Origin of the sequence: Nocardioides piscis (genome assembly GCF_011300215.1) — a bacterium.
Lineage (GTDB): Bacteria > Actinomycetota > Actinomycetes > Propionibacteriales > Nocardioidaceae > Nocardioides > Nocardioides piscis.
Genome location: NZ_CP049866.1, coordinates 3,125,522 through 3,141,775, shown reverse-complemented (window position 1 = coordinate 3,141,775; position 16,254 = coordinate 3,125,522). Strand labels below are relative to the sequence as shown.

General features: G+C 69.0%; 18 protein-coding genes. 17 read left to right on the top strand and 1 reads right to left on the bottom strand.

Annotated elements, in window-relative coordinates; all coding sequences use genetic code 11:
* Positions 1–29: 29 nt before the first annotated feature.
* The 12 genes from G7071_RS15420 to G7071_RS15365 all read left to right on the top strand — a co-directional run bounded on the left by G7071_RS15420 (position 30) and on the right by G7071_RS15365 (position 9,070).
* A complete protein-coding gene (locus tag G7071_RS15420; RefSeq protein ID WP_166321207.1) occupies positions 30–734 on the top strand; it encodes a helix-turn-helix transcriptional regulator in 705 nt (234 codons plus the stop codon).
* Complete coding sequence (gene sufB / locus G7071_RS15415) at positions 731–2,167, top strand: Fe-S cluster assembly protein SufB (RefSeq protein WP_166320206.1); 1,437 nt, start codon at positions 731–733, stop codon at positions 2,165–2,167. Before G7071_RS15420 ends, sufB begins: the two co-directional genes overlap by 4 nt.
* A gap of 89 nt (positions 2,168–2,256) precedes the next feature.
* A complete protein-coding gene (gene sufD, locus G7071_RS15410; protein ID WP_246210061.1) occupies positions 2,257–3,393 on the top strand; it encodes a Fe-S cluster assembly protein SufD in 1,137 nt (378 codons plus the stop codon).
* Entirely contained in the window at positions 3,390–3,737 is a 348-nt protein-coding gene (locus G7071_RS15405; protein ID WP_166320202.1) for a non-heme iron oxygenase ferredoxin subunit, read from the top strand. Before sufD ends, G7071_RS15405 begins: the two co-directional genes overlap by 4 nt.
* Positions 3,734–4,495 (top strand): Fe-S cluster assembly ATPase SufC, encoded by a 762-nt coding sequence (gene sufC / locus G7071_RS15400; protein ID WP_166320192.1) that lies wholly within the window; start codon positions 3,734–3,736, stop codon positions 4,493–4,495. The genes G7071_RS15405 and sufC overlap by 4 nt, the downstream gene beginning before the upstream one ends.
* Before the next feature lie 2 nt (positions 4,496–4,497).
* Positions 4,498–5,754 (top strand): cysteine desulfurase, encoded by a 1,257-nt coding sequence (locus tag G7071_RS15395; protein ID WP_166320190.1) that lies wholly within the window; start codon positions 4,498–4,500, stop codon positions 5,752–5,754.
* A 4-nt stretch (positions 5,755–5,758) separates the two neighbouring features.
* Positions 5,759–6,211 carry a Fe-S cluster assembly sulfur transfer protein SufU gene (gene sufU / locus G7071_RS15390; protein ID WP_166320188.1) on the top strand — a complete coding sequence of 151 codons (453 nt, stop codon included), beginning with the start codon at positions 5,759–5,761 and terminating at the stop codon, positions 6,209–6,211.
* A 107-nt stretch (positions 6,212–6,318) separates the two neighbouring features.
* Positions 6,319–6,597 carry a metal-sulfur cluster assembly factor gene (locus G7071_RS15385; RefSeq protein ID WP_246210657.1) on the top strand — a complete coding sequence of 93 codons (279 nt, stop codon included), beginning with the start codon at positions 6,319–6,321 and terminating at the stop codon, positions 6,595–6,597.
* A 30-nt stretch (positions 6,598–6,627) separates the two neighbouring features.
* Positions 6,628–7,005: an ASCH domain-containing protein gene (locus G7071_RS15380; RefSeq protein ID WP_166320184.1), complete on the top strand. Its 378-nt coding sequence runs from the start codon at positions 6,628–6,630 to the stop codon at positions 7,003–7,005.
* Positions 7,006–7,548, top strand: a complete 543-nt coding sequence (locus G7071_RS15375) for an NYN domain-containing protein (RefSeq protein WP_166320182.1) — start codon at positions 7,006–7,008, stop codon at positions 7,546–7,548.
* Complete coding sequence (locus G7071_RS15370; protein ID WP_166320180.1) at positions 7,545–8,156, top strand: acVLRF1 family peptidyl-tRNA hydrolase; 612 nt, start codon at positions 7,545–7,547, stop codon at positions 8,154–8,156. The genes G7071_RS15375 and G7071_RS15370 overlap by 4 nt, the downstream gene beginning before the upstream one ends.
* Positions 8,157–8,167: 11 nt before the next feature.
* Positions 8,168–9,070, top strand: coding sequence for an aminoglycoside phosphotransferase family protein (locus tag G7071_RS15365; protein ID WP_166320178.1), 903 nt, complete (start codon positions 8,168–8,170; stop codon positions 9,068–9,070).
* Between the two features lie 12 nt (positions 9,071–9,082).
* Here the strand turns inward: G7071_RS15365 and ypfJ are convergent, their stop codons facing one another.
* The gene (ypfJ, locus tag G7071_RS15360) at positions 9,083–10,036 is read right to left on the bottom strand and encodes a KPN_02809 family neutral zinc metallopeptidase (RefSeq protein WP_166320176.1); all 954 of its coding nucleotides are present in this window, start codon (positions 10,034–10,036) and stop codon (positions 9,083–9,085) included.
* A 143-nt stretch (positions 10,037–10,179) separates the two neighbouring features.
* Between ypfJ and G7071_RS15355 the strand changes: the two genes are divergently transcribed.
* The 5 genes from G7071_RS15355 to G7071_RS15335 all read left to right on the top strand — a co-directional run bounded on the left by G7071_RS15355 (position 10,180) and on the right by G7071_RS15335 (position 16,235).
* Positions 10,180–11,778 carry an ABC-F family ATP-binding cassette domain-containing protein gene (locus G7071_RS15355; RefSeq protein WP_166320174.1) on the top strand — a complete coding sequence of 533 codons (1,599 nt, stop codon included), beginning with the start codon at positions 10,180–10,182 and terminating at the stop codon, positions 11,776–11,778.
* 9 nt (positions 11,779–11,787) lie between these two features.
* Complete coding sequence (locus G7071_RS15350; RefSeq protein ID WP_166320172.1) at positions 11,788–12,144, top strand: VOC family protein; 357 nt, start codon at positions 11,788–11,790, stop codon at positions 12,142–12,144.
* 84 nt (positions 12,145–12,228) lie between these two features.
* Positions 12,229–13,014 (top strand): enoyl-CoA hydratase/isomerase family protein, encoded by a 786-nt coding sequence (locus G7071_RS15345; RefSeq protein WP_166320170.1) that lies wholly within the window; start codon positions 12,229–12,231, stop codon positions 13,012–13,014.
* Between the two features lie 42 nt (positions 13,015–13,056).
* Positions 13,057–14,940, top strand: a complete 1,884-nt coding sequence (locus tag G7071_RS15340) for an ABC transporter ATP-binding protein (RefSeq protein WP_246210060.1) — start codon at positions 13,057–13,059, stop codon at positions 14,938–14,940.
* A gap of 53 nt (positions 14,941–14,993) precedes the next feature.
* Positions 14,994–16,235, top strand: a complete 1,242-nt coding sequence (locus G7071_RS15335) for an RDD family protein (protein ID WP_166320168.1) — start codon at positions 14,994–14,996, stop codon at positions 16,233–16,235.
* The last annotated feature ends 19 nt before the right edge of the window (positions 16,236–16,254 follow it).

Here is a 16,254-nt window from a genome sequence, read left to right as displayed (position 1 = left end):
ATTAACGTCACACTTGCGTTGTGCAATTCATGAGGCCGACTGCTGCGCTGCCGGGGACGACCCCTGACAACGACGCTCCCACCCGGGAGCGCGTCGCGCGGTCGATCCTCGAGAACGGCCCCTCGACGGCCGCCGATCTCGCGGCCCGTCTCGCCTTGACACCGGCTGCAGTTCGTCGTCACCTGGAGCACCTGAGCCACGACGGCGCGGTCGAGTCGCGCGAGCAGAAGGTCTACGGCAGTCGTGGTCGCGGTCGCCCGGCGAAGGTCTTCGCGCTGACCGACACCGGGCGCGACACGTTCGACCAGCAGTACGACGACCTGGCCGCCCAGGCCCTGCGGTTCCTCTCCGAGACCGGCGGTGAGGACGCCGTCATGGAGTTCGCCCGCAGGCGCGTGGCGTTCATCGAGCGCGACTACGCGAGCGTGGTCGCCGACCAGCCGGCGCTGAGCCCAGCCGATGCGCTGGCGAAGGTCCTGACCGACGAGGGCTACGCCGCGAGCGTGCGCACCCTGCCGATCGGTGACCAGCTCTGCCAGCAGCACTGCCCGGTCTCACACGTCGCCCACGAGTTCCCCCAGCTGTGCGAGGCCGAGACCGAGGCCATCGGTCGCGTGCTCGGCACCCATGTCCAGCGCCTGGCCACCATCGCGCACGGCGACGGGGTCTGCACGACGTGCATCCCCACCTCGACGACTTCCACCCAGATGTCCACCAAGAAGGAGCAGTCATGACCTCCACGCACCCGAGCCCGAGCATCGAAGACCTCAATCCCGAGCTCAAGGGGATCGGCCGCTACGAGTTCGGCTGGTCGGACAAGAACGACGTCGGCGCCAACGCGCAGCGCGGGCTCAACGAAGACGTCGTCCGCAACATCTCCAACCTCAAGTCGGAGCCGCAGTGGATGCTCGACCTGCGCCTGAAGGGCCTCAAGCTCTTCCACCGCAAGCCGATGCCGACCTGGGGCTCGGACCTGTCGACGATCGACTTCGACAACATCAAGTACTTCGTCCGCTCGAGCGAGAAGCAGGCGACCTCGTGGGACGACCTGCCCGAGGACATCAAGAACACCTACGACAAGCTCGGCATCCCCGAGGCGGAGAAGCAGCGTCTCGTCTCCGGTGTCGCCGCACAATACGAGTCCGAGGTCGTCTACCACTCCATCCGTGAGGACCTCGAGGAGCAGGGAGTCCTGTTCCTCGACACCGACACGGCGCTCAAGGAGCACCCGGAGCTGTTCCAGGAATACTTCGGGACGGTCATCCCGGTCGGCGACAACAAGTTCGCCGCACTCAACACGAGCGTGTGGTCGGGCGGCTCGTTCATCTACGTGCCCAAGGGCGTCCACGTCGACATCCCGCTGCAGGCCTACTTCCGGATCAACACCGAGAACATGGGGCAGTTCGAGCGGACGCTCATCATCGTCGACGAGGACGCCTACGTGCACTACGTCGAAGGCTGCACGGCGCCGATCTACAGCTCCGACTCCCTGCACTCGGCCGTCGTCGAGATCATCGTGAAGAAGGGCGGCCGCTGCCGCTACACGACGATCCAGAACTGGTCGAACAACGTCTACAACCTCGTGACCAAGCGCGCCGTCTGCGAGGCCGGCGCGACGATGGAGTGGGTCGACGGCAACATCGGCTCCAAGGTGACGATGAAGTACCCCGCGATCTACCTCATGGGCGAGCACGCCAAGGGCGAGACCCTGTCGATCGCCTTCGCCGGCGAGGGGCAGCACCAGGACGCCGGCGCCAAGATGGTCCACGCAGCGCCCCACACCTCCTCGAGCATCCTCAGCAAGTCCGTCGCGCGTGGCGGTGGCCGCACGTCCTACCGTGGCCTCATCCAGATCAACGAGGGTGCCTACGGCTCCAAGTCCAACGTGCTGTGCGACGCCCTGCTGGTCGACCAGATCAGCCGCTCCGACACCTATCCCTACGTCGACATCCGCGAGGACGACGTGTCCATGGGTCACGAGGCGAGCGTCTCCAAGGTCTCCGACGACCAGCTCTTCTACCTGATGTCGCGCGGGATGGAGCAGGACGAGGCGATGGCGATGATCGTGCGTGGCTTCGTCGAGCCGATCGCCAAGGAGCTGCCGATGGAGTACGCGCTCGAGCTCAACCGCCTGATCGAGCTGCAGATGGAAGGCGCGGTCGGCTGATCGGCCGGACCACTCGCCTTCCGCACACGAAGAAAGAGAAGTAGTTGACAGTCACTGACTCAGTTCGGTCTGCCCTCGAGGTGGACAAGGTGGAGTCCCACCTCAACCCGCCGGGCTCGTTCGACGTCACCGACCACCCGGTCCCCACGGGCCGGGAGGAGATCTGGCGGTTCACGCCGCTCAAGCGCCTGCGTGGCCTGCACGCCGACGCGGAGTTCAACCGCAGCGCGATCAAGGCCTCGTGGAACACCCCCGACGGTGCGCGGGTGCAGGGCGTCACCGGCGACGAGGCGCGCTCGTTGCGAGGCATCAGCGGTCTCGTCCCCAACACCAGGTTCGCTGCCCGCGTGCTGGCCGAGGTCCCCTCGACGCTGCTGGTCGACGTGCCCGCCGAGGTCGAGCTCGCGGAACCGCTGGTGGTCCAGCTCGACGGCCACGACGTCACCAACACCGAAGCCGGTCACGTCGTGATGCGCTTCGGCGCCCACAGCAAGGCGATCGTCGTGGTCAACCACACGGGCTCCGCCTCGGTCGCTGCGGTCGTGGAGATCGTCGTGGGCGACGGCGCCGACGTCACGGTCGTCTCGATCCAGGACTGGGCCGACGACGCCGTCCACCTCTCCCACCACCAGGCGCTGGTGGGTCGCGACGCGACATACAAGCACGCGGCCATCTCCTTCGGCGGTGACGTCGTCCGGATGGACGCCAACGTCGCCTACGACGGTCCCGGCGGTTCGGCCGAGCTGCTCGGCCTCTACTTCGCCGACGAGGGCCAGCACATCGAGCACCGGATCTTTGCCGACCACAACGCCCCGCGCACCAAGAGCAACGCCATCTACAAGGGCGCTCTGCAGGGCGACAAGGCACACACCGTGTGGGTCGGCAACGTCTTGATCCGCAAGGTCGCCGAGGGCATCGAGACCTACGAGGAGAACCGCAACCTCATCCTCACCGACGGCTGTCACGCCGACTCGATCCCCAACCTGGAGATCGAGACCGGCGAGATCGCCGGCGCCGGTCACGCCTCGGCGACGGCCCGCTTCGACGACACCCAGCTGTTCTACCTCCAGTCGCGGGGCATCTCCGAGAAGGAGTCGCAGCGCCTGGTCGTCCACGGCTTCTTCAACGACCTGATCCGCAAGGTCGGCGTGCCCTCCATCGAGGAGCGGTTGCTGGCCACGGTCGAGGCCGAGCTGGCCAAGAACGTCCTCAAGGAGGTCCAGTGACCTACGTCCAGGTCTGTGCCCTCTCCGAGGTCCCGACCGACGAGGCCCTCGCGGTCACGGTCGGCCCCTACGACGTGGCCGTCGCCCGCGACGGTGACGAGGTCTTCGCCCTGCAGGACCTCTGCTCCCACGCGGCCGTGGCCCTGTCGGAGGGCGAGGTCGCCAACTGCATGATCGAGTGCTACCTGCACGGATCGACCTTCGACCTGCGCACCGGCAAGCCCACCACGTTCCCCGCGACCGAGCCGGTCGCCACCTTCCCTGTCGACGTCCGGGCCACCGATGACGGCCTTCACGTATACGTCGACGTCGAGACCACCCTGAATGGAGTGACCCCCACATGAGCAAGCTGGAGATCAACGACCTGCACGTCTCGGTCGAGACCGACGACGGCCCGAAGACCATCCTCAAGGGCGTCACCCTCACCATCGACGACGGCCAGACCCACGCCATCATGGGCCCCAACGGCTCGGGCAAGTCGACCCTGGCCTACTCGATCGCCGGCCACCCCAAGTACACCGTCACCGGCGGCACCGTCACCCTCGACGGCCAGGACGTCTTGTCGATGAGCGTCGACGAGCGCGCCCGCGCCGGCCTCTTCCTCGCGATGCAATATCCGGTGGAGGTCCCAGGTGTCTCGGTCTCCAACTTCCTGCGCACGGCCAAGACGGCCATCGACGGCGAGGCCCCCAAGCTGCGCACCTGGGTCAAGGACGTCAACGCCGCGCTCAAGCAGCTCGACCTCGACCCGACCTTCGGCACCCGCTCGGTCAACGAGGGCTTCTCCGGTGGCGAGAAGAAGCGCCACGAGATCGCCCAGCTCGAGCTGCTCGACCCCAAGGTCGCCGTGCTCGACGAGACCGACTCGGGCCTCGACATCGACGCGCTCAAGACGGTCTCGGACGGTGTCAACCGGTTCAAGTCCAAGGGCGACAAGGGTGTCCTGCTGATCACGCACTACACGCGCATCCTGCGCTACATCAAGCCCGACTTCGTCCACGTCTTCGTCGACGGCCGCATCGCCGAGCAGGGTGGCCCCGAGCTCGCCGACCAGCTCGAGGCCGAGGGCTACGACCGCTACACCAAGTCCGCGACGGTCTGACCATGGACGGCCTGCTTCCCGAGCTGGAGGTCATCCGCAAGGACTTCCCGATCCTCGAGCGCCAGCTCGCGGGAGGGATGCCGCTGGTCTATCTCGACTCGGCCAACACCTCGCAGAAGCCGCAGGTCGTCATCGACACCATGGTCGACCACCTCGAACGCCACAACGCCAACATCTCCCGCGCCATGCACCAGCTGGGCGCTGAGTCCACCGAGGCGTTCGAGGCTGCTCGTGACCGGGTCGCCGCCTTCATCAAGGCGCCGAGCCGCGACGAGGTGATCTTCACCAAGAACGCCACCGAGGCGCTCAACCTGGTCGCCAACACGCTCGCGTGGGCGACCGGTGACCTCGCGATCGGGGCCGGCGACGAGGTCGTCATCACCGAGATGGAGCACCACTCCAACATCGTGCCGTGGCAGCTCCTGACCGAGCGCAAGGGAGCGACGCTGCGCTGGTTCGGCCTCACCGACGACGGCAGGCTCGACCTGTCCGACATCGACGAGCTGATCAACGAGCGCACCAAGGTCGTCTCGCTGACCTGGGTGTCCAACATGCTCGGCACGATCAACCCGGTGGCGCAGATCGCGGCTCGTGCCCACGAGGTCGGGGCGATCGTCGTCGTGGATGCCTCCCAGGCCGTGCCCCAGCTGCCGGTCGACGTGGTGGCCTCGGGCGCCGACGTCCTCGTCTTCACCGGTCACAAGGTCGTCGGGCCCACGGGCATCGGCGTGCTCTGGGGTCGACGCGAGGTGCTGGAGTCCCTCCCTGTGTTCCACGGTGGCGGGGAGATGATCGAGACGGTGACGATGGCGCGATCCACCTACGCGGGCCTGCCGCACAAGTTCGAGGCCGGCACCCCGCCGATCATCGAGGCCATCGGCCTCGGCGCTGCTGTCGACTACCTCGACCATGTGGGGATGGAGGCCATCCACGCCCACGAGCAGGCCCTCACCGGCTACGCCCTCGAGGGACTGGCGAGCGTTCCGGGCCTGACCGTGCTCGGGCCGCGCGACGCGGTGTCACGCGGAGGAGCGATCTCCTTCGAGCTGGCGGGCGTCCACCCCCACGACATCGCCCAGGTGCTCGACTCGCGCGGGGTGGCGGTGCGCGCCGGTCACCACTGCGCGAAGCCGGCCCATGCTCGCTTCGGCGTCCAGGCCTCGACCCGGATGTCGTCCTACCTCTACACCACGCCGGCTGAGATCGATGCCCTCGTCGACGGGCTCCACCACACCCGGTCCTACTTCAAGGTGGGTTGATCCGATGGATGCCGCTCTCGACTCGCTCTACCAGGAGATCATCCTGGACCACTACAAGCACCCCCACCACGCGGGCCTGCGCGACCCGTTCGAGGCAGAGGTGCACCACGTCAACCCGACCTGCGGCGACGAGGTGACCCTGCGGGTCCATCTGGCCGGTGACACCGTCGAGGACGTGTCGTACGACGCCGTGGGCTGTTCCATCTCGCAGGCCTCGGCCTCGGTGATGGCCGACCTCCTCATCGGCAAGCCGGTCGACGAGGCGATGGGGATCCACCAGAGCTTCCTCGAGCTGATGCAGGGCAAGGGCCAGGTGGAGCCCGACGAGGACGTGCTGGAGGACGGCATCGCCTTCGCCGGCGTGGCCAAGTTCCCCGCGCGCGTGAAGTGCGCACTGCTTTCATGGATGGCGTGGAAGGACGCGACGTCCCAGACCCTCTCCAAGGAGAACTCATGACCGAGACCAGCCCCATCGACCACAGCGACCTGCCCGACGTCCCCGAGGCCTCGGGCGCGACGACGGGTGGCGGCTCGACCGTCACCGTCGACGACGTGACCGAGGCGATGAAGGACGTCGTCGACCCCGAGCTCGGGATCAACGTCGTCGACCTCGGCCTCGTCTACGACGTCCACCTCGACGAGGGATCCAACGTCGTGCTCGACATGACGTTGACGTCGGCTGCCTGTCCGCTGACCGACGTGATCATGGACCAGACCAACTCCGCGCTCGAGGGCCTGGTCAACGACGTGGCCATCAACTGGGTGTGGATGCCGCCGTGGGGCCCGGACAAGATCACCGACGACGGCCGTGAGCAGCTGCGCGCCCTGGGCTTCAACGTCTGAGGCTCGCGACCCGGGGTCTAGTCTCGGGGCATGACAACCGACGACGAGATCGCAGCCTTCTGGGATCTCGCCCGCTTCCACGCCAAGCTCAACGCCGCCCCGTCCTACTTCGGACCGACCACCCTCGAGGTGGTCAGGCCCCCGGCGTGGTCCTTCGGGGAGACGCCGGCCGACGCCGACGAGTTCATCGCCCGCCTCGACGCCGGCGAGGAGGTCACGACGTCGACCCCCGCATCGGCATACAGCGAATCGGGTCACGAGCAGGACACCGCCCTCCCCGTGGAGGGAGCGCTCTCCATCCTGTGTGACGGCAGCGGGCACCCGGTCGCCCTGCTCGAGACAGAGCGCGTGGAGGTCGGGAGCGACGTGGTGGAGCACTTCCGCGTCGTCTATCGCAGCGAGGGCTGAATGGAGCGCACCACCTATCTCCTCGTCGACGGGGAGAACATCGACGCCACGCTCGGCAACTCCATCCTGGGGCGCCGACCGCGGCCCGAGGAGCGCCCCCGCTGGGACCGACTCCTCGAGTGGTGCGAGCGGGCGTTCGACCAGCCGGTCAAGGGACTGTTCTTCCTGGCCGCCGGCACCGAGATGCCGACCACCTTCGTCCAGGCGCTGATCGCGATCGGCTTCACGCCGGTGCCGCTCAGTGGTCCCGGGAAGGTCGTCGACATCGCCATCCAGCGGACGGCCGAGGCGTTGGTCGCCAGGGCGGCCGACGTGGTCCTGGCCAGCCACGACGGCGACTTCGTCGACCAGGTCTCGGCGTTGTGCGACGGCAGCCGTCAGGTGGGCGTCGTCGGTTTCGGCGAGTTCGTCAACGGTGCCTTCCGGGGACTCCCGGGCCTGCGGATCATCGACCTCGAGTACGACGTCGAGGCGTTCAACTCCGCGCTGCCGCGGGTCAGGGTCATCCCGATCGACGAGTTCGACCCGCTCGACTTCCTGTGACGCACGTGCTGGTGCCGGCCACCCGGCTCGTGCGCTGGGTCGACAACTTCACCGGGCGCCACGGGGCCACCGCGCTGTCGGTGCGCGAGGGGGTGCTCCACGGCACCGCCGAGGACGGTTCGGCCTTCTCCGCCGGTCTGCCCTTCGCGACCGCCTACGAGGGCGCTCCGGACGTCGCGTCCTTCCTTGCCGCCGCAGCGGCGCCGGGGGAGTGGGGCGTCCTGCTGGTGCGCAAGGGCGGCTTCGCCGTGGCGCGCCTGCGCGGTCGCGACCTCGTCGAGCACAAGATCGGTCAGCGACACGTCCAGGGGCGGACGAAGGCGGGCGGGCAGAGCCAGCAGCGCTTCGCCCGGCGCCGCGACAACCAGGCCCGCCAGGCCTATGAAGCGGCCGCCGACCACGCCGCGCGGATCCTGCGCCCTGGCCCGGTCGTCGTGGGCGGCAACCGGCCGGCGGTCGACGAGGTCCTCGCCGACCAGCGGTTGCGCGGACTCGCCGTGGTCGAGCCCTGGCTGCCGGTCCGCGACCCGCGTCGGGCGGTGCTCGACCAGGCGGTGCTGGATGCGATGTCGGTGAGCATCGAGGTCGTCAACGCGCCGATCGGCTAGCGTCGCCCGACATGTGGCAACCCGAGCCGGCCTGGGAGCGGCTTCCGGGCGGGTCCAGCCCCTCGGCGTACGGCGTGTGGCTGGCCCACGAAGGCGGCAGGGAGGTGGTCGTGAAGCGGCTGCTGGCGCCGAGCGACACGACGCTGCCAGAGCTCGCCGACTGGCGTTCGTTCGCCTGGTGGGAACGCGAGGCACAGGTCGCCCTGCACGGACTGGTCGCAGAGACGTCAGGGTTGCGTGGACCGGTGACCATCCGCGCGGAGGAGGACGACGAGGGCATCACGCTCGTGCAGCAGCGCGTGGCCGATGCCGCCAACCCGGGGCTGTTCGTGGCGCGGGCCATGGGGCGTTTCGCGCGCACCACCCCTCCCGACGTGCCCTGGCTCGCAACCCACCAGCTGCGCGACCGGCTCAGGCGGATCGAGCGCAGGGGCGGCTGGCGGACGCTCGCCCGGACCACCCTGGCTGACGTCGCCGACCACCTCTGGCACCAGCGCAGCAGTCACCTGGCGGCGCTGGAGGAGGTGCCACAGGTCCTGCAGCACGGCGATCCGACACCGGCCAACCTGCGAGGGCGTTCGGGCGACGACGTGGTCGCGATCGACTGGAGCTCGCTGGGCACCGGTGCTGTCGGCCACGACCTCGGGTTGTGGGCGCTGGCGGCCCGCGAGGACTTCGAGCCCCTGCTGGCGGCGTACGTCGACGGGCTGGCCGATCCCGCGCTCGCTGACGCGGCGGCGCTGGCGGCGCGGGTCACGTCGGCGTACACCGCGCTGAGCCGGCTCGACTGGGCGCTGCACCAGGTCGTCGACGGGGAAGGTGCGCTGGCCGGGAAGTACTCCCACCCCAGCGTCGCCCCTTATGTCTTGTCGATGCAGCGCCAGGCCGCGCAGATCGAGGCGCTGCTCGGCTGAGGTGGTCTGCGCTCAGAGCTGGCTGGCCGAGAACGTGTCGCAGGCCTGGAGGGTGCCCTGCTCGTAGCCGGTGGTGAACCACGCCATCCGCTGCTCCGAGGAACCGTGGGTCCAGCCCTCCGGATCCACACCCTGGCCGGACTTCTGCTGGATCCGGTCGTCGCCGACGGTCTTGGCCGAGTCGAGCGCCTCGTCGATGTCGCCCTGGTCGAGCTCGGCGAGGATCCCGTCGCCATCGCTGGCGTCGCGGGTCCACATGCCGGCATAGCAGTCGGCCTGCAGCTCCAGTCGCACGGCGTCGGAGTCGGGACCCTTCTGCGTGCGGACCTTGCCCATCGTGCCGAGGAGGTTCTGGATGTGGTGGCCGTACTCGTGGGCGAGCACATAGGGCTCGACGAAGTCGCCGCCCTCTCCGCCCAGCTGTCCCTCGAGCACGTCGGCGAAGAACGTCGTGTCGAGATAGATCCCCTGGTCGGCGGGGCAGTAGAACGGCCCGACCTGTGAGGTCGCCTGGCCGCACCCGGTGCCCACGCCGCCGCTGAAGGTCTTGGTCTGGGCCGGCGCCAGCTGGGGGCCGCCCTGTTCGGGGAGGGTCCGTCCCCAGAACTGCTCGAGGGAGAAGAGCACCGCCTTGCGTGCGCAGTCGACGTCCTCGTTGGCGTCCTGGCCCGTCTTGCAGTTGGCGTAGCGCTCGCTGTCCTCCTGCAGGCCCTGCGGGCTGCCGGCCTGGCCCTGGGGGTCGATGCCGGTGCCGGGGCTGGTGGAGCCTCCGCCGCCGTTGCTGCCCATGCACATGTTGAGCACGATGATGAGCACGACGATCAGGACGCCGCCGATGCCGCCACCGGCGCGCGTGCCGCCCGGGATCGGGATGCGCATGCCGCCGCCGCCCATACCGCCGCCGCCGCCGCGACCTGCGTCGCTGACGCGACCACCGCTGATGTCAGCCTTGGGGTTGAACCGCATGTGCGTCTCCGTTCGTCGAAACCAGCGTCCGGGCCGGCTCTGGGCAATCTATCGAAAGCTGGCCCCCGACGTGTCTGCGTGCCCCCTCACGGGTGGTCCGCGATGCCGGGGAAGTGTCCTCTCCCCGATAGCCTGAACACCTGATGATCACTGCTCAACAGCTCGAGGTCCGTGCCGGCGCCCGACTCCTGATGGAGGACGTCACCTTCCGCATCGCCGCCGGGGACAAGGTCGGACTCGTCGGTCGCAACGGAGCCGGCAAGACCACCCTCACCAAGATCCTGGCCGGGGAGGCACAGCCCGCCTCCGGCAAGGTCCTGACCTCCGGTGAGGTCGGCTACCTCCCTCAGGACCCCCGGATCGGTGACCCCGAGGTGTTGGCCCGCGACCGGATCCTGTCCGCGCGCGGCCTCGACGACGTCGTGCGCCGCCTGCGGGAGGCCGAGGACGAGATGGGCTCTCCGGAGCCGGCGATCCACGAGCGCGGCATGAAGCGCTGGGCCCGTGCCGACGCCGAGCTGCACGCCGGCGGCGGCTACGCCGCCGAGTCGGAGGCCGCCCAGATCGCCGGCAGCCTCGGCATCGAGGCCAGGATCCTCGGTCAGCAGCTCAAGACGCTCTCGGGTGGTCAGCGCCGCCGGGTCGAGCTGGCCCGCATCCTGTTCTCCGGCGCCGAGACCCTGCTGCTCGACGAGCCGACCAACCACCTCGACGCCGACTCCATCGTGTGGTTGCGCGACTTCCTGAAGTCCCACCGCGGGGGTCTGGTCGTGATCAGCCACGACAACGCGCTGCTCGAGGCAACGGTCAACAAGGTGATGCACCTCGACGCCAACCGCTGCGAGATCGACGTCTACAACATGGGCTGGAAGAACTACCTGACCCAGCGCGAGACCGACGAGCGGCGCCGCAAGCGTGAGCGGGCCAACGCCGAGGGCAAGGCCAAGACCCTCACCGACCAGGCCAACCGGATGCGCGCCAAGGCCAGCAAGGCCACCGCGGCCCAGTCGATGCTCAAGCGCGCCGAGAAGATGATGGCCAACCTCGAGGGCGAGCGTCAGTCCGACAAGGTCGCGCGGATCAAGTTCCCCGCCCCGGCGCCGTGCGGCAAGACCCCCATCACGGCCGAGGAGCTGTCGAAGTCCTACGGCTCGCTGGAGGTCTTCACCGACGTCGACCTCGCGATCGACAAGGGCTCGCGGGTGGTGATCCTGGGTCTCAACGGTGCCGGCAAGACCACGATGCTGCGCATCCTCGCCGGTGTCGACCAGGCAGACACCGGGCGGGTCGTGCCCGGACACGGGCTAAAGCTGGGCTACTACGCCCAGGAGCACGAGACGCTCGACACCGACCGGACCGTGCTCGAGAACATGCAGTCGGCAGCCCCCCAGCTGACCGACAGCGAGGCGCGCAGCGTGCTCGGGTCGTTCCTGTTCTCCGGCGACGACGCCCACAAGTCGGCCGCGGTGCTGTCGGGCGGCGAGAAGACCCGCCTCGCCCTGGCCAGCCTGGTCGTGTCGAGCGCCAACGTCCTGTTGCTCGACGAGCCCACCAACAACCTCGACCCCGCCTCGCGCGAGGAGGTGCTGGCCGCGATCCGCACCTACGAGGGGGCGATCATCCTGGTCACGCACGACGAGGGGGCGGTCCGTGCGCTCGAGCCCGACCGGGTGCTGCTGCTGCCCGACGGCGATGAAGACCTGTGGAACGAGGGCTACGCCGACCTGGTGTCCTTGGCCTAACGTGGCCGGATGGCCATCGCGCGCTTCCCGAGCATCGTCCTCGACTGTCCCGATCCGCATGCCCTCGCCGAGTTCTACGGCAAGATGCTGGACTGGAGGATCGAGGTCCAGGACGACTGGGTCGAGATCCGCGCGGACTACGGGCAGTGCATCTCCTTCCAGCGCGTGGAGGGCTACGTACCGCCCGACTGGCCGGGCCAACAGTCCCCGCAGCAGATGCACCTCGACGTGGTCGTCGACGACCTCGACGAGGCCGAGTCCGCCGTCGTCGGACTGGGCGCCACCAGGCACGAGCACCAACCCGGCGAGACCTTCCGGGTCTTCCTCGACCCGGCTGGGCACCCGTTCTGTCTCTGCCTGACCTGAAGCCTGACCTGGAGCCAGGGCGACCGTCGACGCGTCGAGCATGCCGCCGTCCCGGACCAGCCGGAGGCTGGGAGAATCACGGCCATGACGCTCCCTGACCTTGCTGCAGTCGGCCTCGAGTACGCCGTGGACGGCGCCGTCGCCACCATCACCCTCAACCGGCCCGACGTACGCAACGCCCAGACCCCCGCCATGTGGCTCGCGCTCGCCGAGCTGGGTCGCCAGATCCCCGACGAGGTGCGGGTCGTCGTGGTGAAGGGAGCGGGCGAGACGTTCTCCGCCGGCCTCGACCGGGCGATGCTCGACCCCACCACGACCGGCGAGCAGAGCGTGATCGGCCTGTTGTCGCTCAGCGACGACGACATGTCGGCAGCGATCGAGGAGTTCCAGCAGGGGTTCACCTTCCTGCGTGACCCGCGCTTCGTCTCGATCGCCGCAGTCCGGGGCTATGCGATCGGCGCCGGCTTCCAGCTCGCCCTCTCCTGCGACCTGCGCGTGGTGGCCGAGGACGCCCAGTTCTCCATGAAGGAGTCGGCGCTCGGCCTCGTGCCCGACCTCACGGGAACAAAGCCGCTCGTCGAGAGCGTTGGCTATTCCAGGGCACTCGAGATCTGCGCCACCGCCCGCCTGGTCGGCGCGCAGGAGGCCGTCGACATCGGGCTGGCCACCAAGGTCGTCCGGGCCGCCGACCTCGACGGTGAAGTCGCCGACCTGGCAGCTGCCCTGGCCGCTCCGATGCCGGACGTGGTCACCGAGACCAAGACACTGCTCCAGGGGGCCGCTGACCGTGACCTCGATGAGCAGCGCCGGCTCGAGCGCGAGTCACAAGTACGCCGATTCCGCGCCCTCGCTGCTGCCCTCGCCGGCTGAACCCCTGGCCGGACCGGGCCGCCCATTGAGAAGGAGACCGCGATGTCGATGATGGGACCTGGCGGGGGCGGGCCGCCCTGGCGCCACCTCCGCTCCGACCGGACCGTCGTCGAGGAGCGCATCGAGCGCCAGACCGTGCGTCGCGTCCTGTCCTTCGCCCGGCCCCACCGCAAGGCGATCACGGCCTTCCTGGTCGTGACGATCGTGGACGCGGGCCTCGTCGTGCTGCCTCCGCTCCTGCTCCAACGCATCGTCGACGACGGCATCACCAGCGGAGACGTCTCGCTGGTCGCCTGGCTGGCCGGGGCCATCGCGGTGGTCGCGGTGCTCACGGCAGGGCTCGGGCTGGTCGGCGGCTATCTCTCCAGCCGGATCGGCGAGGGCCTGATCTTCGACCTCCGCACCCAGGTCTTCGCGCACGTGCAGCGTCAGTCGCTCGCGTTCTTCACCCGCACCCAGACCGGCGCACTGGTCAGCCGTCTCAACAACGACGTGATCGGCGCCCAGCGAGCCTTCACGTCGACGCTCTCGGGGACGGTCTCCAACGTGATCTCCGCCGTGGTCGTCGGCATCACGATGCTCGCTCTCAGCTGGCAGGTCACCCTGGTCTGCCTGCTCCTGTTCCCGTTGCTGCTGCTCACCTCACGGTGGGTCAGCAACCGCCTTGCCGGCCTCACCCGACAGCAGATGGACGGCAACGCCGACCTCGGCAACGCGATGACCGAGCGGTTCAACGTCGGCGGGGCGATGCTCCTCAAGCTCTTCGGGCGCCGCGAGACCGAGGACCGGAACTATGCCGCCAAGGCTGCCGTGGTCCGCGACCTCGGGGTGCGGATCTCGCTGCTCACGCGGGTCTTCTTCGCCGCGATGACCCTGCTGCCGTCGCTTGCCACCGCTCTCGTCTATGGCATCGGTGGCTATCTCGCCATCAAGGGCGAGCTGTCCGTCGGCACCCTGGTCGCCCTCGGCATCCTGCTGCTGCGGCTGCTCGGACCGCTGCAGGGCCTCTCCAACGTGCGCATCGACGTGATGACGGCGCTGGTCAGCTTCGATCGGGTCTTCGAGCTGTTGGACCTCCCGTCGCTGGTCAAGGAGAAGCCCGACGCCCAGGTGCTGCCGGCGAGCGCCTCGTCGCTGGAGTTCGAGCACGTCGACTTCACCTACCCGAGCGCCGAGGATGTGTCGTTGCAGTCGCTGGAGACGATCGCCCGCACGGAGACGCGTCCCAGCGGTCAGGTCCTCACCGACGTCACGTTCACCGCCGAGCCGGGACAGATGATCGCCATGGTCGGCCCTTCGGGGGCCGGCAAGACCACCGTCACGCACCTCGTCGCGCGGCTCTACGACGCCACCTCCGGGACGGTGCGTGTCGGCGGCGTCGACGTACGCGACGTGACCCTGGAGTCGCTGGCCGGCGTCGTCGGCTACGTCACCCAGGACGCGCACATGTTCCACGACACGATCCGTGCCAACCTGCTCTATGCCAGGCCTGACGCCACCGACGACCAGGTCTGGACAGCCCTCGAGGCAGCCCAGATCGCCAGTCTGGTGCGCGCCCTGCCGGACGGCCTCGACACGGTCGTGGGTGATCGCGGCTACCGCCTCTCCGGCGGTGAGCGCCAGCGGATCGCGATCGCTCGACTGCTGCTGAAGGCTCCCTCGATCGTGGTCCTCGACGAGGCGACCGCACACCTCGACTCCGAGTCGGAGGCGGCCGTCCAACGCGCCCTGGACGCGGCCCTCGCATCGCGGACCTCCCTGGTCATCGCCCATCGACTCTCCACCGTGCGCAACGCCGACCTGATCCTGGTCCTCGAGGAGGGCCGCGTCGTCCAGCGCGGCACCCACACCGAGCTGCTCGCCCAAGGCGGGCTCTATCGCACGCTCCACGACACCCAGTTCCGCGACGACGTGCCCGTTGCGTGACGTCGGTGGAGTCGGCGCTCACGTCGCGGTGAGGCTCGGTTAGCATCACGCGCATGTCGATGACGTCCCAGGCTTCGATCTGGGAGCTGCCCGACAGCGACCGCCCCGTGGAAGGCCTCGACGCGTACGGCGCGCCCGATCCCGCATACGCAGCAGCCCTGGGGCTGGTGTCGGCGCCCCTGGGCCGTCGCGCCGGTGCCGCGGCGATCGACATCGGTCTCTTCTGGCTGCTTCAGCTGCCCTTCCTGATCCTCTCGCTGCCGCTCTTCCGTCGCCTGCTCAGCGGGCGGATCACCTGGTACGGCTTCGTCAACCATCCCGACTTCGTGCTCTCAGTGGTCGTCGCCGCGGTCACGCTGCTGTTGACGATCCTGTTGCTGGTGGCTCAGCTCGTGGTGCAGGGGCGGTGGGGGTTCACCTTGGGGAAGCTCGTCGTCGGCCTACGCGCGGTCAACGTCAGAACCCTCGAGCGGCCGGGCTTCTGGCTCGTCACCCTGCGGGCGCTGGTGGTGTGGCTCCCGGTCCTCACCGTCCTCGGTCCCATCCTGTTCCTGGCCTCGCCACTGTGGTCCCGCGAGGATCGCTGCCGTGGCTGGCACGATCGTGTCGGGCGGGTCTGGCTCGTCGATGCGCGCCGGGGACTCGATCCGTTCGACAAGAAGCGGATGCGCATCGCTCGCAAGACCGTGACCTCGGCCGGCGCCCCACGGGTGAAGAGACTTCCGTCCCTCGCGACCGACGCCGCGTTCAACGGGTCCAACGGATACCGCCCCGGTGCCAGGACCAGTGCCGGAGTCCTCGGCGTGGCTCGCCCGCACGCTGGCGACAGGCGAGTGGTCGTGGGGCTCTCCGGTTTCGAGGCCGGCGAGCCCGCGCCGATGCCATCGACGACGACGGACCGCCCTCGCCTCGGCGCTCCGCTGACAGCGCCGTCCTCCGACGCGTCGACGCAGCTGGTGTCCCATCCGCACGCCGGGACCGGGGTCACCCTGCTCCTCGACGACGGCCAGCGCATCCCGGTCTCGACGCCCGTTGTCGTCGGACGCTCACCGGTGGCGATCGACGGGGCGCTCCCGTTGGCGATCGCCGATCCGGACTTCTCGATCTCCAAGGTCCACGTCGTGCTGCGGCCCGTGAGCGCTGGACTGGAAGTGATCGACCAGGGATCGACGAACGGGACCTCGGTGGTCCACGACGGGCGTGAACAGCCGTTGGCAGCGGGCGAGGTTGCGACTGCCAGGTTCGGGGACACGATACGAATCGGTGAGCGAACTGCCCAAGTGCTCAGCTCCTGACCGAAGCGTGCTCAGCGGC